Origin of the sequence: Kaistella yonginensis, assembly GCF_030409525.1 — a bacterium.
In the GTDB taxonomy this organism is placed as follows: Bacteria; Bacteroidota; Bacteroidia; order Flavobacteriales; family Weeksellaceae; genus Kaistella; species Kaistella yonginensis.
The window spans coordinates 22,146-41,018 of sequence record NZ_JAUFQB010000010.1 but is presented as its reverse complement, the minus strand read 5'-3'; the positions used below and the strand labels follow the sequence as shown (position 1 = coordinate 41,018).

The window sequence follows — 18,873 nt, the reverse complement described above, 5'->3', positions numbered from 1 at the left end:
AAACTTGTTTATCGTCTTTTCCCGGTGATCATTCCTAAAGCAAACTTGCCCAGTTCTCTGGCAAAGGTATTCATGAAAGTTTTTCCTGCTCTACTACCAATCACTTCTTGAAAAACATTTGGTTGCTCTTTCGTTACCGATTTTTTCATCGTTGGTGCGGCGTCTTGTACGGCTTGTTCCATTCTGCTTGTCAACATTTCATAGGCAGAGTCTTTATTGACAGTTTGCTCGTATTTTTTCACCAATGCAGATTTGCTTGTTAGATCGGATACTTCTGCATCGGATAACACATCCATTCTACTTTCTGGGGAAATTAAAAAAGTATGAACCAACGGAGTTGGAATGCCTTTTTCGTCTAAGACGGTAATAAATGCTTCACCAATTCCCAGGTTTTGTATCAGTTGTCCTGCATCGTAATATTCTGTAATCGGATAGTTTTCTACCGCTTTCGAAATTTCTTTTCGGTCTTTTGCGGTAAAACCACGCAGTGCATGTTGGATTTTTAAACCCAATTGAGAAAGTACATTTTCTGGAACATCACCCGGAATTTGCGTAATAAAATAAATTCCCACCCCTTTGGAACGGATCAGTTTTACCATTGTTTCAATTTGTGCTAGTAAAGTTTTGCTCGCTTCATTAAAAATAAGATGCGCTTCATCAATAAAAAGAACAAATTTCGGTTTTCCCGTATCGCCTTCTTCTGGGAACGTCATATAAATTTCCGCAAAAAGTGAAAGCATAAAGGTAGAGAAAAGTTGTGGCTGACTTTGGATATTTTGAACTCTTAAAATATTTACAACTCCTTTTCCATCGCGGGTTTGCAATAGATCATTTACGTCAAAACTCGTTTCGCCAAAAAACCCTGTTGCACCTTGTTGTTCTAAAGCTACGATTGAGCGTAGAATAGCGCCTAACGAAGCCGGCGAAATGGAGCCATAACTTCCTTTCAAATCTGCCTTTCCTTGATCGTTATCGGTCAGATATTGCAATAATTTTTTTAAATCTTCCAAGTCAATCAACGGCAATCCTTTATCGTCTGAATATTTAAAAACAATCGACATGATGCTGCTTTGTGTATCATTAAGGCTTAAAATTTTACTTAAAAGCAAAGGGCCAAATTCAGTAACGGTCGCACGAAGTTTTATGCCTTTTTCACCAGAAATCGACATCAGTTCTACCGGAAAAGCTTGGGCTTGATAAGGCAGTTTTGTCTTGGAATATCGATCAGAAATAATGGCGTTTTCCGTTCCTGCTTCTGCAATTCCGGAGAAATCACCTTTGATGTCCAAAACCAAAGACGGAATTCCGGCGTGCGAAAGCTGCTCGGCAAAAACCTGAACGGTTTTGGTTTTCCCCGTTCCGGTTGCTCCTGCAATCAAACCATGACGGTTAAGTGTTTTTAGGGGTATGGTTACATCAACATCTGTGACCACTTCTCCATCGAGCATGGCTTTTCCTAAGGTGATGAATCCTCCTTTTGGAGTATATCTTGTCGTAAGTTCCTGTACAAATTTTTCTTTGTCTGCCATTGTGTATTTTATTTGAAGTGTTAAAGATAAAAAATAATAAAGATTATAAATTATCTGTGGTAAAATATTAAAATTTTTACTGATGAAAATCATTTTCAATTCAGATTAAAAAGTCTTAATTTTGAACGGTCATGAAATCATCAGTAACAATTCTATTATCAATCCTTATTTTTGGAGCAAGTTTTCAAAATTCGCTCTTTATGATTGATTATAAGATTAATCAAGATTTTTATGAAATTCATTGTGTTAATAAGGAAAAACCAGAAATGGAATGCCACGGTAAATGTCAGATGAAAAAAGAAAGTGAGAAGTCCACGAATCCTTTTAATTTGGTAAAGTATGCCTTTGAGTTCAATATTTTACCCACTGCACCTGCTGAGTTTTTTATTAGAGAACAGAATTTCGATGACCATAAATCTGCAAATTTTACTTTTCAGGAAGTTTTTATTCCTGAAGTTTTCCTCAATATTCTGCCGCAGCCACCACGGGTATAATTTGATTTTTCGCAACGCAAATTCTTCTTTTTCATTTGAAACTGAAGCAGTTTAACCATCTCTTTTTAGAAGAGAAAAATTAACAATCAATTTATACTTAAAATTCAAAAAAATGAAATTTTCATTCAAAACTATATTTGCCTTATTGGCAATGGCATTTCTTATAATCTCGTGCAGAAACACTGATGATGATGCGTTGGAACCAATAAACCCCAATTCTGAAATTGAAGGATTATTAAAAATTAAAGAACTTAGTAACGATACGCATGTTATCGAACTGTATTCTAAATCTGGCATAACCCAATTAGGATACAATGATCTTAAACTTCGAATTAAAAATAAATCGACCAATCAGTACGAAAAAAATGCGAATATTTCCTGGAAACCCTTAATGCATATGACAGACAAGACACACTCTTGTCCGAATTCAGCCGTACAGAAAGTCACCTCGGACGGTTCGTTATATTCAGGGTATATCGTATTTCAAATGCCAGGCAATGCAACGGAATATTGGGATTTAAAAATCGATTATACCATTGGTGTAAATACCTACACGGCAACAACGGTTGTTGATGTTCCGGTTGAAACGAAAAAAACAGTCAACTCTTTTTTGGGTAGCGATAATGTGAGATATATCGTCGCTTTTGTGGAACCGAAATCTCCAAAAGTCGCCATCAATGATTTAACAATTGGTGTTTGGAAAATGCAGGATATGATGAATTTTCCGATGGTTGATGGAAACACTGTAAAAGTTGATCCAAGAATGCCGGGCATGGGAAATCACAGTTCACCCAATAATGTACATGCAACGCAATCTGGCGCAGGGAAATTGTATAACGGAAAACTATCGTTGACCATGACCGGTTATTGGAAAATCAATTTGCAACTGGCTAATGCTGAAGGAACCGTTCTGGCAGGGCAAGAAGTTACCGATACCAATTTGGCGAGTACCATCTTTTTCGAAATCGATTTCTAATTCGTTCTAAAAAAATCCTCAAGACTAGCTGCAATGTTTTTGGTTAGTCTTGATTTTCCCTATTTTTTTTGATGCTCAACCATTTTGTTAAATTTTGATGAGCGTCTTAATAATCAAAATTTTTATCATGAAAAGATATGTACTTGTGAATATTCTTGTACTTCTGTTTACCAACAGTTTTGCCCAGAAATATTCAACTGACACTATTCAACCACAACATATTCAAGAGGTTATTGTTATTGGAACGACTAAAATCTCCAGTAAAGAAAACAAACCATTAGGCTCAATCGATGAATACCTGCAGAGATCTGCGAAAGTAGAGATGATTAAGCGTGGTGCCTATGCGTGGGAGCCGCTCATCAATGGTCTGCCAACCGAAAGGACGTTGGTCACAATCGATGGGATGCGGATTTTTGGCGCATGTACCGATAAAATGGATCCGATAACTTCTTACATTGAAGTTTCTAATTTAATGGAAGCCAGCATTAGTTCAGGCCAGGAGGGTTCTTGCCACGGAAATACCATCGGCGGAGCCATTGATTTGAAAAGAAATAAAATGGGGTTTGGCCAAAAGAAATGGAACTTTAATCTCAATAGCGGTTATGAATCAGTGAATCAACAAAAGATTTTTGGCGCAGGAACCAACCTTAAAACAGAGAAATTCTATACTGATGTTAATTTTATGATGCGTGATGCTGAGAATTACAAAGCCGGCGGAAATATAGAAATTCCATTCTCACAATTTCAAAAGATAAATGTGTCAGGTATTTCTGGGTTGAAAATTGGAGCGAATAAATTAGTTGAAGTGTCGGTAATTTACGACAAAGCAAATGATGTAGGTTATCCCGCTTTACCCATGGATGTTTCTATTGCAGAAGCGCTGATCACTTCTTTGAAGTTTCAAATGCTCCCAGGAAGTGATTTTCTAAAAAGTTGGGAAACCAAAATTTATTTTAATACGATCATGCACCGAATGGATGATACCAAAAGACCCAATGTTCCCATTCACATGGATATGCCAGGTTGGAGTAAAACCTATGGCTATTATTCCCATTTAAAATCTGTTTTCAAGAACCATAATGTCTTATTCAATATCAATGGTTTTATGAATAAATCATCCGCAGAAATGACCATGTATCCCGTTGATATAAATGAAAAGCTAATGTTTATGTTAACTTGGCCAGATGTGCGAACGCTGGCACAATCCATTTACCTTGAAGACCAAATCAAAGTTAATGATAATTCCAGCTTAAGATTATCTGCCTCGGTAACCATGCATCAAAATAAGATCGAAAGTGAATTTGGATTAAACAGTTTGCAGATTTTTTATCCTGAAATGAATCCAGAAAAAACCAGAATGCTAAAAAGTTTTGCAGCCAATTATCAATTTGATAAAAACAGATTTCAGGCAGGTTTCGGTTTAGGATATGGAGATCGCGCACCATCTGTTTCGGAAGGCTATGGGTTTTATTTGTTTAACAGTTTTGAAAAATATGATTACATTGGGAATCCCAAGCTTAAAAATGAATCCTCTTTAGAAGCAAATGCTTTCATCGGTGTAAAAAAAGAAAAATACAGCGCTAAAGTGTCTGCATCTTATTTTCATATGTCAGATTATATCGTCGGAAAAATCATTCACAATCTTGTTCCGATGACCATTGGCGCAAACGGAGTGAAAAAATATACCGCCTTGGATTATGCAACTTTATTTAATATGAGTTTGACGACAGAACTGCAGATTGCGGACCCCTTAAAATGGATCGTTCAATTGGTTTATACCCACGGGAAAGACCATCAAGGTGAAAACTTACCTTTTATGAGTCCTTTTTCTTATCAAACCGCTTTAAGATATGATAAGAATAACTTCGCGACCGAAGTTTCTGTTTTTGGAAATGCCAAACATCAGGAGTTCGCAGCACAATATGGTGAAGCAGAAACCCCTGATTACACCATCGTAAATGCGAACGTAGGATATTTATTTCCTCTTGGGCAAACAAAAATTTATACCAAAATTGGTGTAGAAAATTTGTTCGACCACTATTATACCACCTACTCCGATTGGAATAAAATCCCGCGACCAGGAAGAAATTTCTTTATCAATATGAATTTTAATTGGTAGGAATGCAAAATTATAGACCTGCCAAATGTTGGCTATTTTAAAAAACCAATTGCCAAAAAAAATCAGTAAATTTGGTAGATAACAAAATGAAGAATCATGAAAAGAACAGATATCATCCACATCATAATTGAAGAACAAAACGTAGTAATTGATAGTCTAAAACAGTCGGTCGATCGGTATAAGATCGCCTCAGATTTAGACGAAGAAAGCACGCATGACCCAGAGGATTTTTCGCAGCAGACCCAAGCCAAAGATATGCAACTTCGGTACGAAAAAATGCTGAAAGAAGCAGAAAGAAACCTTTCTTTTTTAGAAGGTGAACTTAAGCTCACCCATGATAAAATTGAAAAAGGAACACTTGTAGAAACTGATAAGAACTTCTTATTCGTCGGAATTTCCGTACCTGTTTTTAAGTTTGAAAATAAAGAAGTAATTGCTTTTTCTGATCAGGCTCCTGTTTTTCAAAACATCAAAGGTAAAAACAAAGGCCAAACGGTAGAAGTGGGTCCGAACGTACTTCAAATAATAGATATTAATTAAAAGAGTAATTTGTGTTCTGTGACTTCGGTTACTCTTTATGAAAAAATTAAACAGTATTTTTGCTGAAATTATATAAATGGAGTTAGTGGGATATTTTTCAGCAATCATTATTGGTCTCGTTATGGGGTTAATAGGTGGTGGTGGAAGTATTTTAAGCGTACCAATTTTCGTATATGTCTTCGGTTTTGATCCCGTTACAGCAACAACATTGTCGCTTTTTGTCGTCGGTGTTACAAGTTTGGTGGGATCTGCAGGTTTTGTTAAAGAGAAACTGATTGATTTTCAAACCGCCTTGATTTTCGGTATTCCGTCTATTTTAGGGGTCTTGTTTTCACGAAGACTGATTTTGCCACATTTGCCTGAATACATTATCAATCGTTGGGGAATTACCATGACCAAAGATATGTTTTTGCTTTTCTTATTCGCGATACTGATGCTTATTGCCTCTATTAAAATGATTAGGAAAACCGAACGACCTTCAGGAAGAAAACAAAACGGAAATAACTATACTATTTTGGTTTCACAGGGACTTTTAGTAGGAATCATCACTGGTTTAATAGGAGCAGGTGGTGGCTTTTTAATTGTCCCAGCACTCGTTATGCTTATTGGTTTGCCGATGAAAAGAGCCGTAGCAACTTCTCTTTTTATCATTGCCATGAATTCTATTCTTGGTTTTTTAAGTACCATGAAAATGGTGGCACATGATTGGACTTTTCTGATCATTTTTACTGCACTGTCGGTGGTTGGTATTTTTTTAGGAATAGCTTTAGCAAAAAACATCGATGGCAGAAAATTGAAACCCGCTTTTGGGTGGCTTGTACTCGTTATGGGCTTATTTATCATTATTAAAGAAATATTTTTTAAACAACAAATAGCAATATGAAGAACTTATTCATTGCAGCATTAGCATTGTTTATGCTAACTGCATGTACAAAAGACAACACAACAGACACAAGCACATCAACCACTGGTGCTGCTAAAGATCCAAATGAAATTAGCCTGGTTCAGGAAACAAGCAAGTTAGAAAATGAAAAAGGAGAAATAATCAGCGTTACTTATTTTGCTCAAGGAGAAAATATTGCAGTAAAATTAGAACAAAACGGTAAGCCTGAAGAAGTACTGATTGCCAAAAAGATTAATACCAAAGGTGAACCCGTTTTTGCCAATGAAAAAATAATGTGGGAAGGTGCTCTTGGTTCAGGTGGTAAAACAACTGATGGTCAAGGGAACGTAGTACAATACAGAGAGATAGAAGAAAGTAAGTAAATCTTAGTACTAAAGGTTCTGAGATGCCACAAACTTAATCCTTTATTATTTTAAAAAGGATGAAGCGAAATATTGAAAGAAAATGAAAATTGAACAAATTTATACAGGATGTCTCGCACAAGGAGCCTACTATGTCGTTTCTGAAAATGAAGCCTTTATTATTGATCCATTACGAGAAACAAAACCTTATATCGATCGATTAAAAAAAGATGGGGTTCAGTTGAAATATATTTTTGAAACTCATTTCCATGCAGATTTTGTCTCAGGGCATATGGACTTATCCAAAAAAACGGGGGCACCAATTGTCTTCGGACCTACGGCAAACCCTGATTTCGATGCAATTATCGCAGAAGATGACCAAGTTTTTGAAATTGGCAACATTAAGATTAAAGTCTTGTACACCCCAGGTCATACCATGGAAAGTTGTACCTATCTTTTAATTGATGAAAATGGAAAAGAAACGGCCATTTTTAGTGGCGACACTCTTTTTTTAGGCGATGTTGGCAGACCAGACTTGGCTCAAAAAGCCGCCAATATGACCCAGGAAGAATTAGCAGGAATTTTATATGAAAGTTTACAAACTAAAATAATGCCTTTGGCTGATGACATTACCGTTTACCCCGCACATGGCGCCGGTTCTGCCTGTGGTAAAAACATGCAGAAAGAAACGGTAGATACTTTAGGAAATCAAAAAAAATCCAATTACGCACTGAATCAACCCAATAAGGAATCTTTTGTGAAAGAGGTTTTAGATGGCTTGTCGGCACCACCTAAATATTTCGGTATGAATGTCGCGATGAATAAAGGAGGTTATGAAGATTTTGAAAAGATTCTTAAAAAAGGATCACGACCAGTAGAAGCTTCAGATTTTGAAGCGATCGTAGAAGGTTCCGGAGCGCTTATTTTAGACACCAGAAATGCGACCGACTTTCATCAGGGATTTGTACCTAACTCCATTAATATTGGCTTACAAGGAGATTTTGCTCCTTGGGTTGGGGCGATGATTGTTGATGTGCAACAACCTATTTTACTGGTTACCGATCCTGGCCAGCACGAAGAAGCAATCACACGTTTAGCCAGGGTAGGATTCGATCACGTACTTGGATATTTGGAAGGAGGTTTTGAAACCTGGAGAAATGCAGGAAAAGAAGTGGATTCTGTACAGCGGATTTCTGTAAAAGCCTTTTCAGACCAATATAATGAGAAAGCGAAAATCATCGATGTGCGTACTGAAACCGAGTACGCTGCCGAACATGTTAATGATGCTTACAGCAGACCTTTGGTAGATATCAACGAATGGGCAAAAAATCTAAATTCTGATGACCATTTCTTCTTGCATTGCGCAGGTGGCTACCGAAGTATGATTGCTGCCAGTATTTTAAATTCAAGAGGAATTAGAAATTTTACCGAAGTTGACGGAGGTTTTGGAGCAATTAAAGAAACCAATGTTCCTACAAGCAACTTTGTTTGCCAAAGCAAGACCTTAGATTTATGAAAATAAAAGATCTGGTTGTTCTGGCTATGATTTCGTTGGCTTTATGGTCTTGTAAAACCGCACAAATCGCTCCAGAAATTTCCCGGGCAGAAACAAAAAGTATGGTTACCAATCCCGAAACTACTTTGGTTGATGTGCGTATTCCCGAAGAATATTCAGAAAAGACAGTCGATGGAGCAATTAATATTCCTTTGGCAGAAATCACCCAGAATCTTGATTTTTTCCGGAAGCAAAAGCAAGTGATCGTGTTTTGCAATACAGGCAGACAATCAAGAGAAGCAGTAGAAGTATTAAAAATGAAGGGCATTACCAAAGTATACACAGGAATATCCGTTCGAAACATGAACGCAATTAAAGCAGAAAAGAAATGAAAAACATTGTTGAAAATATAGAATTTAGTACCGAGAAAGCCAATGTTTTCTCGATTAAGAAAAGTGATAATCTTAAATATTTTGCTGTTGCCCTGGGCAAAGGTGGCATTTTGAAAAAACATACTGCACCTGTTCCTGCTACGTTAGTGGTCTTAAAAGGTGAAATCAATTTCTTAATTGAAAACCAAGAAATCAGGATGAAGCAATTTGATGTTTATGAAATTCCGGTGAACGTAGCGCATGAAGTTGTAGGACTTGCAGAGGAAAACCTCTTCTCTGTCGCTCAGGAATTGTAATGCGTACAGATTCACCACCAAACCAATCTTCTGACCCAGTTGAACTCGATAAGAACTATTGGGAAACGCAGTGGCATAATAAAAAAACAGGTTGGGATATTGGATATTCTTCGCCCGCCATTGAAGAATATATGCGGCAATATCAAAACAAAGACGCGAAAATTTTAATTCCTGGCTGTGGCAATGCATATGAAGTAGCGTTTCTCTGGAATCTCGGTTTTAAAAATTTGACGGTTTTAGATATCGCCTCAGAAGCGGTACAAATATTAAAAGAAAAATATAAAGAAAAGGTCGGAGTTTCTATACTTTGTGAAGACTTTTTCACACATGCCGAAAAGTATGATTTGATTATAGAACAAACTTTTTTCTGTGCGCTGTCACCAATTCTACGGCCAAAATATGCTGAAAAAATGCATGAATTATTAAATGAGAACGGTAGAATCATTGGGCTCGTGTTCAACAGAAGTTTTGAAAAGAATGGGCCGCCTTTTGGTGGAAATATGCAGGAATACCAATCTATATTTGAAAAGTATTTTGAAATTAAAAAGATGGAAGAATGCTACAACAGCATCCAACCGAGAAAAGGTAGCGAAGTTTTTATTAACCTCAAAAAAATGAAATGAATAAGATGACTTTTTTACACAAATATAAACTAGGTATACTTGGCCTTGTTGTCGGTGGGGTTTTAGGATACGCTTATTATTATTTTATTGGCTGTAACACAGGCAGTTGCGCAATCACCTCCAAACCGCTTAATTCAACAGCCTATGGAATGGTGATGGGCTATTTGATGTTTTCAGTCTTTCAAAAATCTAAAATAAAAGAGAATGTTTGATTTTATTAAAAATCTTTTGGGATTAAAATCTGTTGATTACAAACAACTTTGGATCAGTGGCGCACAAATTATTGATGTGCGTACACCTGCTGAATTTAAAATAGGTCACATCCGACAGTCGAAAAATATCCCGTTGCAGCAATTGCAAAGCGAACTAAAAAAATTGGACCTGAAAAAACCGATTATTACCTGTTGCGCCAGTGGGATGAGAAGCGCTTCGGCCAAATCAATCCTGCAGCAACATGGTTTCGAAGTGTATAATGGAGGCGGCTGGAGTGCGCTTCAAAATAAATTGAGCAAATGAAAAACTTAACACAAAGCTGGACTATAAGCAGATGGCTTTATTTGTTAGCTGGCCTGTTTTTTGTGCTTATCGCAATAAATGACCGAGTTTGGTTTATGATTCCTTTTGGATTGTATTTTATGGCAATGGCTCTATTCAAATTTGGTTGTGCGGGTGGCACCTGCGAAATTTCTCAAAATGAAGATAAAGAACCTTTGAACTAAAGATATCGTTAAGAGAATATTATTAAAGTAATACAATTAATTTTAAAATTATGTCACAAAAATTTAAAGAGCTTATTGATTCAGAAAGACCAGTATTAATCGACTTTTATGCGACTTGGTGTGGACCATGTAAAGTGCAGTCTTCAGTTTTAAACACTGTAAAAGAAAATATTGGTGATTTGGCCAGAATTGTAAAAATAGATATTGATCAGTTTCCTTCAATCGCATCAGAGTACGGTGTACGCGGGGTTCCAACCTTAGCAGTTTTCAAAAAAGGTGAATTGCTTTATAAAGAAAGTGGCGTGCACGATGTCAACCGATTAACAGATCTTTTGAAAAGATTTGCCTAAAATTACTTGATTAAAAACGCATCACCATCACTTAAAAACGGAAATTTAGATCTAAACTCCTGCAGTTTTTCGATTTCTAAATGTGCGGTAACGATTTTGTTTTCTGTATTTGAAATCACAGAACCATCAGCGAAATGGCAATAAGAACTTTCTGGATATTCCAACTTATTGCCATCAATTCCGATTCTGTTTAAGCCAAAGACATAGGCTTGATTTTCAATAGCGCGCGCTTTTAATAAAGTTTGCCAAGCCTCAATTCTACTTTTAGGCCAGTTCGCAACGAAAAAAATAAGATCGTAATCTTGTTTATTTCTGGAAAATACTGGAAAACGCAAATCGTAACATACCTGAAGTAAAATTCGCCATCCTTTATAATTTACAATCACCCGATCTTTACCTGCACTGTATTTTTTATTTTCCCCCGAATAGGAAAAGAGATGTCTTTTGTCGTAATAAGCGTATTTCCCAGTCGGTTCCACAAAATAAAAACGATTGAAAAATTTTTCTCCTTCACAAATAGAAGCGCTACCACAAATAGCGGTATTTTTTTCCTTTGCAAACTTTTTCATCCATTCCAATGATTCCTCATTGCGGTCTGCAATTTCCGCTGGCTCCATATAAAACCCGGTCGAAAACATTTCAGGCAGTACTATTATATCAGCTTTACAACTTTTAAAAGATTCTTCAATTTTATTATAGTTCTTCAATTTATTTTTCCAAATAATATCTAAATGGAGCCCAGCAATTTTTAAATCCTTCATTTCGCGTTTATTTAAGAGGGCACTAAATGTACAAATTTCGGTTTAATTGTTAAAATATTCTTAAAGTGGTCTCATATTTGAATGGTGAATTGTATCATTTAATAAATAACATTAAAAATTTTAACATTATGAAAAAGCTACTCTTAGTATGTTCTATGTTCTTTTTAGGACAAATGGCATTTGCACAAGCATGGCAAGGTAAAGGTGACCAAAAAATTCAAGTCGGCCTTAATGGTTGGGGTTATGGTACTGGTATTACTGCAACGTACGATTATGGTTTATCCAAACTGATTTCAGTTGGTGCTGGAGCTAACTTCTTCTTTGACCATAGCGACAAAAAGTATGAAGATGATGACTTTGGAGTTTTCGGTAGATTAAATTTTCACTTACAAGAGCCATTAGGACTTCCTTCACAGTGGGATATTTATCCTGGTGTTGATTTAGGCCTTTTAGGAAAAAGTGGAACCTATTTTGGTGCGCACTTAGGGGTAAGATATTTCTTCAACAATAATGTTGGTATTTTCCTTGAAGCTGGTAATAACGGTAGCATAGGTGTTTCTTTCAACCTGTAAGAAATTAAAAAATTATAAATCTAAAGGTTCTCATTTTGAGAGCCTTTTTTATTTGGCATGCTTTTGAGAATTCGTATCTTCGCAAATCCTTAAAATAATTTAAAAATATTCAATGACATTTATACAGTTATTTCAATTTATATTGAGCATCTCAATTCTAGTGGTTCTTCATGAATTGGGGCATTTTATTCCCGCAAAATACTTTAAAACCAAAGTTGAGAAATTTTATCTTTTCTTCGATCCTTGGTTTTCCCTGTTTAAAACCAAAATTGGCGGTACAGAATACGGAATAGGCTGGTTGCCTCTCGGTGGATATGTAAAAATTGCCGGAATGGTTGATGAAAGCATGGATACGGAGCAGTTAAAGAAACCTGCCGAACCTTGGGAGTTTCGCAGTAAACCCGCGTGGCAGAGACTCATCATCATGATGGGTGGTGTTACCGTTAACTTTTTTTTGGCTTGGGTAATCTATTCTTCGCTGAGTTATTTTAAAGGAGAAAAATTCCACGACAATGCGAAGTTTGAAAATGGAATCGCCGTTTCAACTGCCGGCCAAAAAATGGGTTTAAAGAATGGTGATAAAATTCTGAAAATTGACGGAAAAATTGCTGAAAGAATGGAAACCTCCACCATCAATATGCTGTTTGCCAATGATGTAACGGTTCTACGAGACGGGAAAGAAGTAACCTTCCCTGTAAATGAAGATGGTGTTGCTGAAGTATTGGCAGAAAATGAAGTGAAATTGTATTTCGGCCCACGATATCCCGTTGTAATTGATAGTCTTTTTCCGAAAGGAGCGGCTCAAGCTGCAGGATTATTGAAAGGGGATAAGATTGTAGGGATAAATGGAAATTCAGTTCAATTTTTTGATGAATTAAGCCCACAACTCTCTCAACATAAAGATCAGGAGATTATTTTAAATATTGAACGAAATAATACCCTTCAGAAAATTAATGTGAAAGTTGATCAAGAAGGGAAACTCGGTTTTGCTACTGATGGGAATCTTGCACTAAAAGAGTTTGAAAAAACAGAAGTGACAAAAAAATATTCTCTTGCGGGATCAATTCCAAGAGGATTAACCAGAACGATTGATGTTTTGACCATGCAGATCAAGCAATTTAAGATTGTCTTCAATACCAAAACACAAGGGTATAAAAAGGTATCTGGACCCATTGGAATTATAAAACAGATGCCTGAGACCATCAATTGGGAGTTTTTCTGGAGTTTTACAGCGATGTTTTCCGTCTGGTTGGCTTTCCTTAATTTAATTCCGATTCCTGGTTTAGACGGTGGACACGTAGTTTTCACGCTTTGGGAAATGATTACTGGAAAACCCGTTCCGCAGAAAGTTTTAGAAAATGCACAGATGATTGGCGTTATTTTCCTAATGGGACTCATGGTTTTAATTTTCGGAAACGATATTTTGAAATGGATTACCGGAAAGTTTTAAAAATATCACTAAAAAGTTTTGGCAATTCTAAAAAAGTTTTTATATTTGCAAACGCTTAGCGCAAAGAGCAACACTCCTCTTTAGCTCAGTTGGTTAGAGCATCTGACTGTTAATCAGAGGGTCCTTGGTTCGAGCCCAAGAAGAGGAGCAAAACCATCACAGAAATGTGGTGGTTTTTTTGTGTATTTTAGGTCCAAAAAAAAGCCACTATAGCTACAAGTGGGGCATTATAACAAAGAATCAGATACTTGAAAAAAGCGGTTGTATCGTAATTCAAACGGGCTAAATTTCTCCTCTACTTTTAATAGCAGAAGGTAAAACATGCTTCTTGGAAACCATTTTACTAAATTTTTTGGTGGAATTGAAAATTCATGAAAATAGAGCACCTTTGAAAATATGATGAAAACAGGAAATTATTATTGGTGTCAAAGATTTTGTACTATGAAAAGGCGTGAAACAACTGCAGTAATGTACCCGAAATAATATTAAACTATATTTCTTATAACTCACCGCATCATTTAGAAAATAGCGTTCATCCGCAGAAAGGTCGCTTTCATATTTTATTTCTTTATAGGTCCTGATCACTTGCACAATCAATTCATCATTATTATAATTTCTAAAAGCATTTGTAATCATGGTTATTCCATTATCTTTTAAATCCGCATATACACGCGTCCAACCAGGTGGTTATACATTAATGATTTTTATTTTGGACTCAAATAGCTTTTGGTGGGATATAAATGATTCATTACGGTCATCCTTAAAATGAAAAAAAACCAAATTCAAAAAAATGGTTTTTATTTATAAAATATGGTAAGAGCTGTAGAAGCTTTTTATTTTCTTACGACTCTCGGTCTGCTGAAAATCGACAGCAATACCCCAGCGAAAAGCCCTATCGTTTTGATAACTTCCAATTGGGAATCGGGTTTCATAAATGCACCGATAATGCAAAGGCCTGCTGCGGCATACATGGGATAAATAAAATTCTTATTGGTCAAGGTTGGCGCTTGAACAAAGAAACTTGCACCAATCAAAATATAAAATAATCGTTGGTATAGAAATTCATTAATTTCTGGGGATAGTAGATTAAAAAATCCTATCAAGATGCACACTAAGGCACCGATGGATAAAATCCCTTGAATAGTTGTTGTATTTGTTTTCATTAATAACTTTCGTTTTCATTGGGGAAATCCCCGGTTTTTACATCTTTTACAAAACTAGAAACTGCTCCAGTTATCTCGGTGTATAAATCTAAATATCTTCTTAAAAATTTGGGAGAAAAACCTTGGTTCATTCCGACCATATCGTGATACACCAATACTTGCCCATCACAACCTGCGCCTGCTCCGATCCCAATAGTTGGAATAGAAATACTATCCGAAACTCTTTTTGCCAAATCAGCTGGAATCTTTTCTAAAACCAATGCAAAGCAACCTAGTTGTTCTAGCAATTTGGCATCATTCATTAATTTCTCGGCCTCCTCCTCTTCTTTTGCTCTCACTTTATAGGTCCCGAATTGATAAATCGACTGTGGTGTTAAGCCCAAATGCCCCATCACCGGAATCCCCGCATTGATGATTTTCGTAATCGACTTTTCAATTTCTTTTCCTCCTTCAATTTTGATGGAATGTGCGCCACCTTCTTTCATCATTCTCACCGCAGATTCCAAGGCTTTTTCAGAATTACTTTGGTACGAGCCAAACGGTAAATCTGCCACGATCAAAGCACGATCTACACCACGAACCACACATTGCGTATGATAAATCATTTGATCCAAAGTAATAGGAAGCGTAGTCTCATGTCCTGCCATAACATTTGCTGCTGAATCACCAATGAGGATTGCATCAATCCCACCGGCATCCACCATTTTTGCCGTGGTAAAATCGTATGCCGTAAGCATGGTAATTTTCTCTTTGTCGAATTTCATTTTTCGCAAAGTTTCAGTGGTGATTTTTTTTATTTCTGAATGTACAGACATAATAAAGTAAGGTGTTGGTTGTATAAGACTGCGATCTAAGTTAAAGTCAAGAGAAAAAAACACAATGATCAACAATCGATCATCATTTTGTATTACATAATCACATGACCTAGTCTGATCAATTTTTCGTGGTTGAGGATTTTGATATTTCGACCTTCAACTTCGATGAGTTTATCCTGCTTAAACTCAGATATTAGTCGTATTGCACTTTCTGTGGCAGTTCCGATGATGTTCGCAATTTCTTCTCGTGTTAAAGAAATCTTGATAAAACCTTCTGGATCGGTGCCCAATTTTTGCTCTAATAATAGCAGAATTTCCGCCAGCCTTTCGCGAACGGTTTTTTGTGCTAAAAATGTTACGGTATTTGATGATTCACCCAATTCAAAAGCAATCTTCTGTAACATTACGAATGAAAACTTAGGAGCCACTTCTAAAAGTTGGAGGAATAAATCGGAAGGCAGAAAAGTGGCTTCCACTTCGGTCATCGCTTCAGCTTTAGCCTGAAAGTCTTCGCCGCAGAGCAAAGAACGATAACCAATTAAATCTCCTTCTTTAATAAATCGAAGAATTTGATCTTTACCATAAACGCCTTGTTTGGATAATTTAGCGGTCCCTCGGTTCAAAAAATAGACTCCATTGGGGACCTCACCATCTTCGAAAATTACTCCGCCTTTGTTAAATTTTAAAATTTGTTTGGCCGAGATGTATTTTTCAAAATCTTCGGGCGATAGCATTTCTTTAAAAGATGCATCATTAAAAACTTTCTGTAAATTCTCTTCGATGAGGGTTTGTTTCTCTAACGACATAATTGCATGACATTTATCAGCAAAAATAGGATAATTAAAACCCTAACACAAATATATTTATCATAATTTTGTGCGTTTAACTTTAAATAAATTGTCAGAAAACTGTTTCCACTGTGGGCAAACCATAGATAAAGAGCGTATTACCTTTGATCAAAAATCCTTTTGTTGTAACGGATGCAAGTCGGTGTATGAGATTTTAAACATGAATGATTTGGGTAATTTCTATGAATTAAACAAGAATTCTGGAATAAGACCCAATGAAGATAACACCTCACAGTTTGATTATTTAGATACGCCAGATATTTTCACCAAGGTGACCGATTTCTCCGAAGGAAACACTACTTTAGTAACATTCAAAATCCCGGTAATTCATTGCTCTTCCTGTATTTGGCTATTAGAAAGCTTACAAACTTTAAATAAAAACATCAATTACTCACAGGTTAATTTTACGAGGAAAAATGTGCAGATTTCATTTAATCATCATGAATTACGACTGAGTGAACTCGCTAAATTTTTGATGAATTTAGGCTACAAACCAGTAATTAATCTAGAAACTGGCGAAAAAAAGGAAGAACTGTATGATAAAACCTTAATTATAAAATTAGCAATTGCCGGATTCGCTTTTGGCAATGGAATGTTTTTTTCTTATCCCGAATATGCCGAGCAATTGATGGGCACAACCGATTTTTGGATGGAAACTTATAAAAATATGTTTCGGTTCATTATGTTTCTATTGGCAACACCCGTCGTTTTTTATTCGGCTTCCGATTACTTTACCTCCGCATGGTACGGCTTGAAAAATAAAATCATCAATATTGATGTTCCGATTGTATTAGGAATTTTAATGTTGTACGGTCGTAGTATTTATGAAGTGGTAACCGATTATGGGCCTGGCTATTTTGACACCTTATGTGGTCTCTTGTTTTTTATGCTTTTGGGGAAACTCTTTCAGAAAAGAACGTACAACGCTTTATCTTATGACAGGGATTACAAATCCTTTTATCCAATTGCAGTCACGAAGGTTGATTTCGAGGGAAAACAACAAAATATTCTGTTGAATGAGCTCAATATCGGTGACCGAATTATGGTTCGCAATCAGGAGATTATTCCAGTAGATGCCATCCTAATTCAAGGAGAAGGAAATATTGACAACAGCTTTATCACCGGCGAAAGCGCCTCAATCCCTAAAAAACCAGGCGATAAAATATTTGCAGGTGGAAAACAAATTGGTTCTGTGTTGGAACTAGAGGTGATTAAGAATGTAAACCAAAGTTACCTCACCCAATTGTGGAATAAGGAGGCTTTCAAAAAATTCGAAACTGGCTTAGATACCATGACCAATGATATCAGTAAATATTTTACGATAATCATTCTGGGAATTACCTTAATTGCAGGAATTTATTGGGGTCAACATGATTTCGAAAAAATGTTTCAGGTGGTTGCAGCAATTTTAATTGTAGCTTGCCCTTGTGCCTTGGCTCTTTCTGCACCATTTACTTTAGGACACATTATGCGGATTATGGGCCGAAATAAGTTCTATGTAAAAGATACTTTAACCATCGAGAAATTAGCAAGAATAGACACCCTGGTTTTTGATAAAACGGGGACCATTACGCACAATAAAAAAGCAAATATCGTTTTCGAAGGTGAAGAAAGTTCTGAATTTGATTTAAAAAATCTAAAGAGTTTACTAAAAAACTCCAATCATCCCTTATCCAAAAGTTTATACCATTTCCTGGAAATCCAGGAAGAATATTTTCCCATCCAGCATTTTCTAGAAACGCCTGGCAAAGGCTATGTAGGAAACGTTCGCGGTAAAACATATAAAATTGGTTCCGCCGCATTTGTGGGGCAAACCTCTCGTAATCTTGAAACCGCTGTTTATATTTCAAAAGATGATGAATATTTGGGCAAATATATTTTCACCAATGAGTACCGCGAGCTTATGGCAAAAATGTTTTCGGAACTTAGTGATTATAACCTACATATACTAAGTGGAGATAACTCTTCAGAAGAAAGCTCATTAAAAGCATTGATTCCGAATGTAGATAAAATGAAGTTCAGCCAAAGCCCAGAAGACAAGCTTAATTTTATAAAATTATTACAGGATAATCACAAAAAAGTAGCCATGCTTGGTGACGGTTTAAATGATGCAGGCGCCTTAAAACAGAGCAACGTCGGAATTGCCGTTGCAGACGACACGCACTCATTCACACCCTCTTCTGATGTCATCATGGCGGGCGATCATATCAATGAGTTGAAAAAATATTTTGACCTTTCCAAAGATGCTATAAAAATCGTGAAGTTTACTTTTGGAATAAGCTTATTTTACAATGTAATTGGGCTTTCATTCGCTGTTACAGGACATTTATCACCATTGGTCGCAGCGATTTTAATGCCGATTAGCTCTATTAGTGTGGTTATATTCACCTCACTTGCGACCTGGATTCGATCGGCTAAATATTTTAAAATCAATAAGTAAAGGAACTACAGCCAGTTATTTAGAAATATTTTAAATTAACGATATT

Annotated in this window: 22 protein-coding genes and 1 tRNA gene; 18 read left to right on the top strand and 5 right to left on the bottom strand. The window is 36.3% G+C overall.

The window, feature by feature from the left end:
- Nucleotides 1-8 precede the first annotated feature (8 nt).
- Nucleotides 9-1,529, bottom strand: coding sequence for a helicase HerA-like domain-containing protein (locus QWY78_RS03615; protein WP_290216683.1), 1,521 nt, complete (start codon nt 1,527-1,529; stop codon nt 9-11).
- A gap of 131 nt (nt 1,530-1,660) precedes the next feature.
- On the opposite strand from QWY78_RS03615, the gene QWY78_RS03610 reads away from it, so the two are divergent.
- The 14 genes from QWY78_RS03610 (at nt 1,661) to QWY78_RS03545 (ending at nt 10,778) form a co-directional block, all read left to right on the top strand.
- Nucleotides 1,661-2,023 (top strand): hypothetical protein, encoded by a 363-nt coding sequence (locus tag QWY78_RS03610; protein ID WP_290216681.1) that lies wholly within the window; start codon nt 1,661-1,663, stop codon nt 2,021-2,023.
- A gap of 112 nt (nt 2,024-2,135) precedes the next feature.
- Nucleotides 2,136-2,999: a hypothetical protein gene (locus tag QWY78_RS03605; RefSeq protein WP_290216679.1), complete on the top strand. Its 864-nt coding sequence runs from the start codon at nt 2,136-2,138 to the stop codon at nt 2,997-2,999.
- Between the two features lie 127 nt (nt 3,000-3,126).
- A complete protein-coding gene (locus tag QWY78_RS03600; RefSeq protein ID WP_290216677.1) occupies nt 3,127-5,118 on the top strand; it encodes a TonB-dependent receptor plug domain-containing protein in 1,992 nt (663 codons plus the stop codon).
- 96 nt (nt 5,119-5,214) lie between these two features.
- A complete protein-coding gene (locus QWY78_RS03595; RefSeq protein ID WP_290216674.1) occupies nt 5,215-5,658 on the top strand; it encodes a hypothetical protein in 444 nt (147 codons plus the stop codon).
- A gap of 76 nt (nt 5,659-5,734) precedes the next feature.
- Nucleotides 5,735-6,541, top strand: coding sequence for a sulfite exporter TauE/SafE family protein (locus QWY78_RS03590; protein WP_290216672.1), 807 nt, complete (start codon nt 5,735-5,737; stop codon nt 6,539-6,541).
- Entirely contained in the window at nt 6,538-6,924 is a 387-nt protein-coding gene (locus QWY78_RS03585; protein WP_290216670.1) for a hypothetical protein, read from the top strand. Before QWY78_RS03590 ends, QWY78_RS03585 begins: the two co-directional genes overlap by 4 nt.
- 82 nt (nt 6,925-7,006) lie before the next feature.
- Nucleotides 7,007-8,419, top strand: a complete 1,413-nt coding sequence (locus tag QWY78_RS03580; RefSeq protein WP_290216667.1) for an MBL fold metallo-hydrolase — start codon at nt 7,007-7,009, stop codon at nt 8,417-8,419.
- Entirely contained in the window at nt 8,416-8,790 is a 375-nt protein-coding gene (locus QWY78_RS03575) for a rhodanese-like domain-containing protein (RefSeq protein ID WP_290216665.1), read from the top strand. Before QWY78_RS03580 ends, QWY78_RS03575 begins: the two co-directional genes overlap by 4 nt.
- Nucleotides 8,787-9,086, top strand: coding sequence for a cupin domain-containing protein (locus tag QWY78_RS03570; protein WP_290216663.1), 300 nt, complete (start codon nt 8,787-8,789; stop codon nt 9,084-9,086). The genes QWY78_RS03575 and QWY78_RS03570 overlap by 4 nt, the downstream gene beginning before the upstream one ends.
- Nucleotides 9,086-9,709 (top strand): methyltransferase domain-containing protein, encoded by a 624-nt coding sequence (locus QWY78_RS03565; protein ID WP_290216661.1) that lies wholly within the window; start codon nt 9,086-9,088, stop codon nt 9,707-9,709. Before QWY78_RS03570 ends, QWY78_RS03565 begins: the two co-directional genes overlap by 1 nt.
- A 5-nt stretch (nt 9,710-9,714) precedes the next feature.
- Complete coding sequence (locus tag QWY78_RS03560; RefSeq protein ID WP_290216659.1) at nt 9,715-9,921, top strand: DUF6132 family protein; 207 nt, start codon at nt 9,715-9,717, stop codon at nt 9,919-9,921.
- On the top strand, nt 9,914-10,225 hold the full coding sequence (locus QWY78_RS03555) for a rhodanese-like domain-containing protein (RefSeq protein ID WP_290216656.1): 312 nt from the start codon (nt 9,914-9,916) through the stop codon (nt 10,223-10,225). Before QWY78_RS03560 ends, QWY78_RS03555 begins: the two co-directional genes overlap by 8 nt.
- Nucleotides 10,222-10,428 carry a hypothetical protein gene (locus tag QWY78_RS03550; RefSeq protein WP_290216655.1) on the top strand — a complete coding sequence of 69 codons (207 nt, stop codon included), beginning with the start codon at nt 10,222-10,224 and terminating at the stop codon, nt 10,426-10,428. The genes QWY78_RS03555 and QWY78_RS03550 overlap by 4 nt, the downstream gene beginning before the upstream one ends.
- Nucleotides 10,429-10,478: 50 nt before the next feature.
- Entirely contained in the window at nt 10,479-10,778 is a 300-nt protein-coding gene (locus tag QWY78_RS03545) for a thioredoxin family protein (RefSeq protein WP_290216653.1), read from the top strand.
- Nucleotides 10,779-10,780: 2 nt separating this feature from the next.
- Here QWY78_RS03545 and QWY78_RS03540 read toward each other — a convergent pair whose 3' ends face one another.
- Nucleotides 10,781-11,539, bottom strand: a complete 759-nt coding sequence (locus QWY78_RS03540) for an amidohydrolase (RefSeq protein WP_290216651.1) — start codon at nt 11,537-11,539, stop codon at nt 10,781-10,783.
- Between the two features lie 128 nt (nt 11,540-11,667).
- Between QWY78_RS03540 and QWY78_RS03535 the strand changes: the two genes are divergently transcribed.
- From QWY78_RS03535 to QWY78_RS03525, 3 genes are all read left to right on the top strand, one after another.
- Complete coding sequence (locus QWY78_RS03535) at nt 11,668-12,111, top strand: DUF6646 family protein (protein ID WP_290216648.1); 444 nt, start codon at nt 11,668-11,670, stop codon at nt 12,109-12,111.
- 112 nt (nt 12,112-12,223) lie between these two features.
- Entirely contained in the window at nt 12,224-13,561 is a 1,338-nt protein-coding gene (gene rseP, locus QWY78_RS03530; protein ID WP_290216646.1) for an RIP metalloprotease RseP, read from the top strand.
- Between the two features lie 74 nt (nt 13,562-13,635).
- A tRNA-Asn gene (locus QWY78_RS03525) sits at nt 13,636-13,709 on the top strand.
- Between the two features lie 685 nt (nt 13,710-14,394).
- Here QWY78_RS03525 and QWY78_RS03520 read toward each other — a convergent pair.
- The 3 genes from QWY78_RS03520 to QWY78_RS03510 form a co-directional block, all read right to left on the bottom strand.
- Nucleotides 14,395-14,724 carry a hypothetical protein gene (locus tag QWY78_RS03520; protein ID WP_290216644.1) on the bottom strand — a complete coding sequence of 110 codons (330 nt, stop codon included), beginning with the start codon at nt 14,722-14,724 and terminating at the stop codon, nt 14,395-14,397.
- Nucleotides 14,724-15,539 (bottom strand): 3-methyl-2-oxobutanoate hydroxymethyltransferase, encoded by an 816-nt coding sequence (gene panB / locus QWY78_RS03515; RefSeq protein ID WP_290216642.1) that lies wholly within the window; start codon nt 15,537-15,539, stop codon nt 14,724-14,726. The genes QWY78_RS03520 and panB overlap by 1 nt, the downstream gene beginning before the upstream one ends.
- 92 nt (nt 15,540-15,631) lie before the next feature.
- Complete coding sequence (locus QWY78_RS03510; protein WP_290216640.1) at nt 15,632-16,345, bottom strand: Crp/Fnr family transcriptional regulator; 714 nt, start codon at nt 16,343-16,345, stop codon at nt 15,632-15,634.
- A 91-nt stretch (nt 16,346-16,436) separates the two neighbouring features.
- Between QWY78_RS03510 and QWY78_RS03505 the strand changes: the two genes are divergently transcribed.
- Nucleotides 16,437-18,827, top strand: a complete 2,391-nt coding sequence (locus QWY78_RS03505) for a heavy metal translocating P-type ATPase (protein WP_290216638.1) — start codon at nt 16,437-16,439, stop codon at nt 18,825-18,827.
- Nucleotides 18,828-18,873: the final 46 nt, after the last annotated feature.

Bases quoted from the DNA above. Each gene is read 5' to 3' on its own strand.
- QWY78_RS03560 (WP_290216659.1), top strand. From the start codon at position 9,715: ATGACTTTTTTACACAAATATAAACTAGGTATACTTGGCCTTGTTGTC.
- QWY78_RS03600 (WP_290216677.1), top strand. From the start codon at position 3,127: ATGAAAAGATATGTACTTGTGAATATTCTTGTACTTCTGTTTACCAAC.
- QWY78_RS03585 (WP_290216670.1), top strand. From the start codon at position 6,538: ATGAAGAACTTATTCATTGCAGCATTAGCATTGTTTATGCTAACTGCA.
- panB (WP_290216642.1), bottom strand. From the start codon at position 15,539: ATGTCTGTACATTCAGAAATAAAAAAAATCACCACTGAAACTTTGCGA.
- QWY78_RS03570 (WP_290216663.1), top strand. From the start codon at position 8,787: ATGAAAAACATTGTTGAAAATATAGAATTTAGTACCGAGAAAGCCAAT.
- QWY78_RS03615 (WP_290216683.1), bottom strand. From the start codon at position 1,529: ATGGCAGACAAAGAAAAATTTGTACAGGAACTTACGACAAGATATACT.
- QWY78_RS03520 (WP_290216644.1), bottom strand. From the start codon at position 14,724: ATGAAAACAAATACAACAACTATTCAAGGGATTTTATCCATCGGTGCC.
- QWY78_RS03555 (WP_290216656.1), top strand. From the start codon at position 9,914: ATGTTTGATTTTATTAAAAATCTTTTGGGATTAAAATCTGTTGATTAC.
- QWY78_RS03590 (WP_290216672.1), top strand. From the start codon at position 5,735: ATGGAGTTAGTGGGATATTTTTCAGCAATCATTATTGGTCTCGTTATG.
- QWY78_RS03565 (WP_290216661.1), top strand. From the start codon at position 9,086: ATGCGTACAGATTCACCACCAAACCAATCTTCTGACCCAGTTGAACTC.
- QWY78_RS03550 (WP_290216655.1), top strand. From the start codon at position 10,222: ATGAAAAACTTAACACAAAGCTGGACTATAAGCAGATGGCTTTATTTG.
- rseP (WP_290216646.1), top strand. From the start codon at position 12,224: ATGACATTTATACAGTTATTTCAATTTATATTGAGCATCTCAATTCTA.
- QWY78_RS03575 (WP_290216665.1), top strand. From the start codon at position 8,416: ATGAAAATAAAAGATCTGGTTGTTCTGGCTATGATTTCGTTGGCTTTA.
- QWY78_RS03510 (WP_290216640.1), bottom strand. From the start codon at position 16,345: ATGTCGTTAGAGAAACAAACCCTCATCGAAGAGAATTTACAGAAAGTT.
- QWY78_RS03605 (WP_290216679.1), top strand. From the start codon at position 2,136: ATGAAATTTTCATTCAAAACTATATTTGCCTTATTGGCAATGGCATTT.
- QWY78_RS03535 (WP_290216648.1), top strand. From the start codon at position 11,668: ATGAAAAAGCTACTCTTAGTATGTTCTATGTTCTTTTTAGGACAAATG.
- QWY78_RS03595 (WP_290216674.1), top strand. From the start codon at position 5,215: ATGAAAAGAACAGATATCATCCACATCATAATTGAAGAACAAAACGTA.
- QWY78_RS03545 (WP_290216653.1), top strand. From the start codon at position 10,479: ATGTCACAAAAATTTAAAGAGCTTATTGATTCAGAAAGACCAGTATTA.
- QWY78_RS03540 (WP_290216651.1), bottom strand. From the start codon at position 11,539: ATGAAGGATTTAAAAATTGCTGGGCTCCATTTAGATATTATTTGGAAA.
- QWY78_RS03610 (WP_290216681.1), top strand. From the start codon at position 1,661: ATGAAATCATCAGTAACAATTCTATTATCAATCCTTATTTTTGGAGCA.
- QWY78_RS03580 (WP_290216667.1), top strand. From the start codon at position 7,007: ATGAAAATTGAACAAATTTATACAGGATGTCTCGCACAAGGAGCCTAC.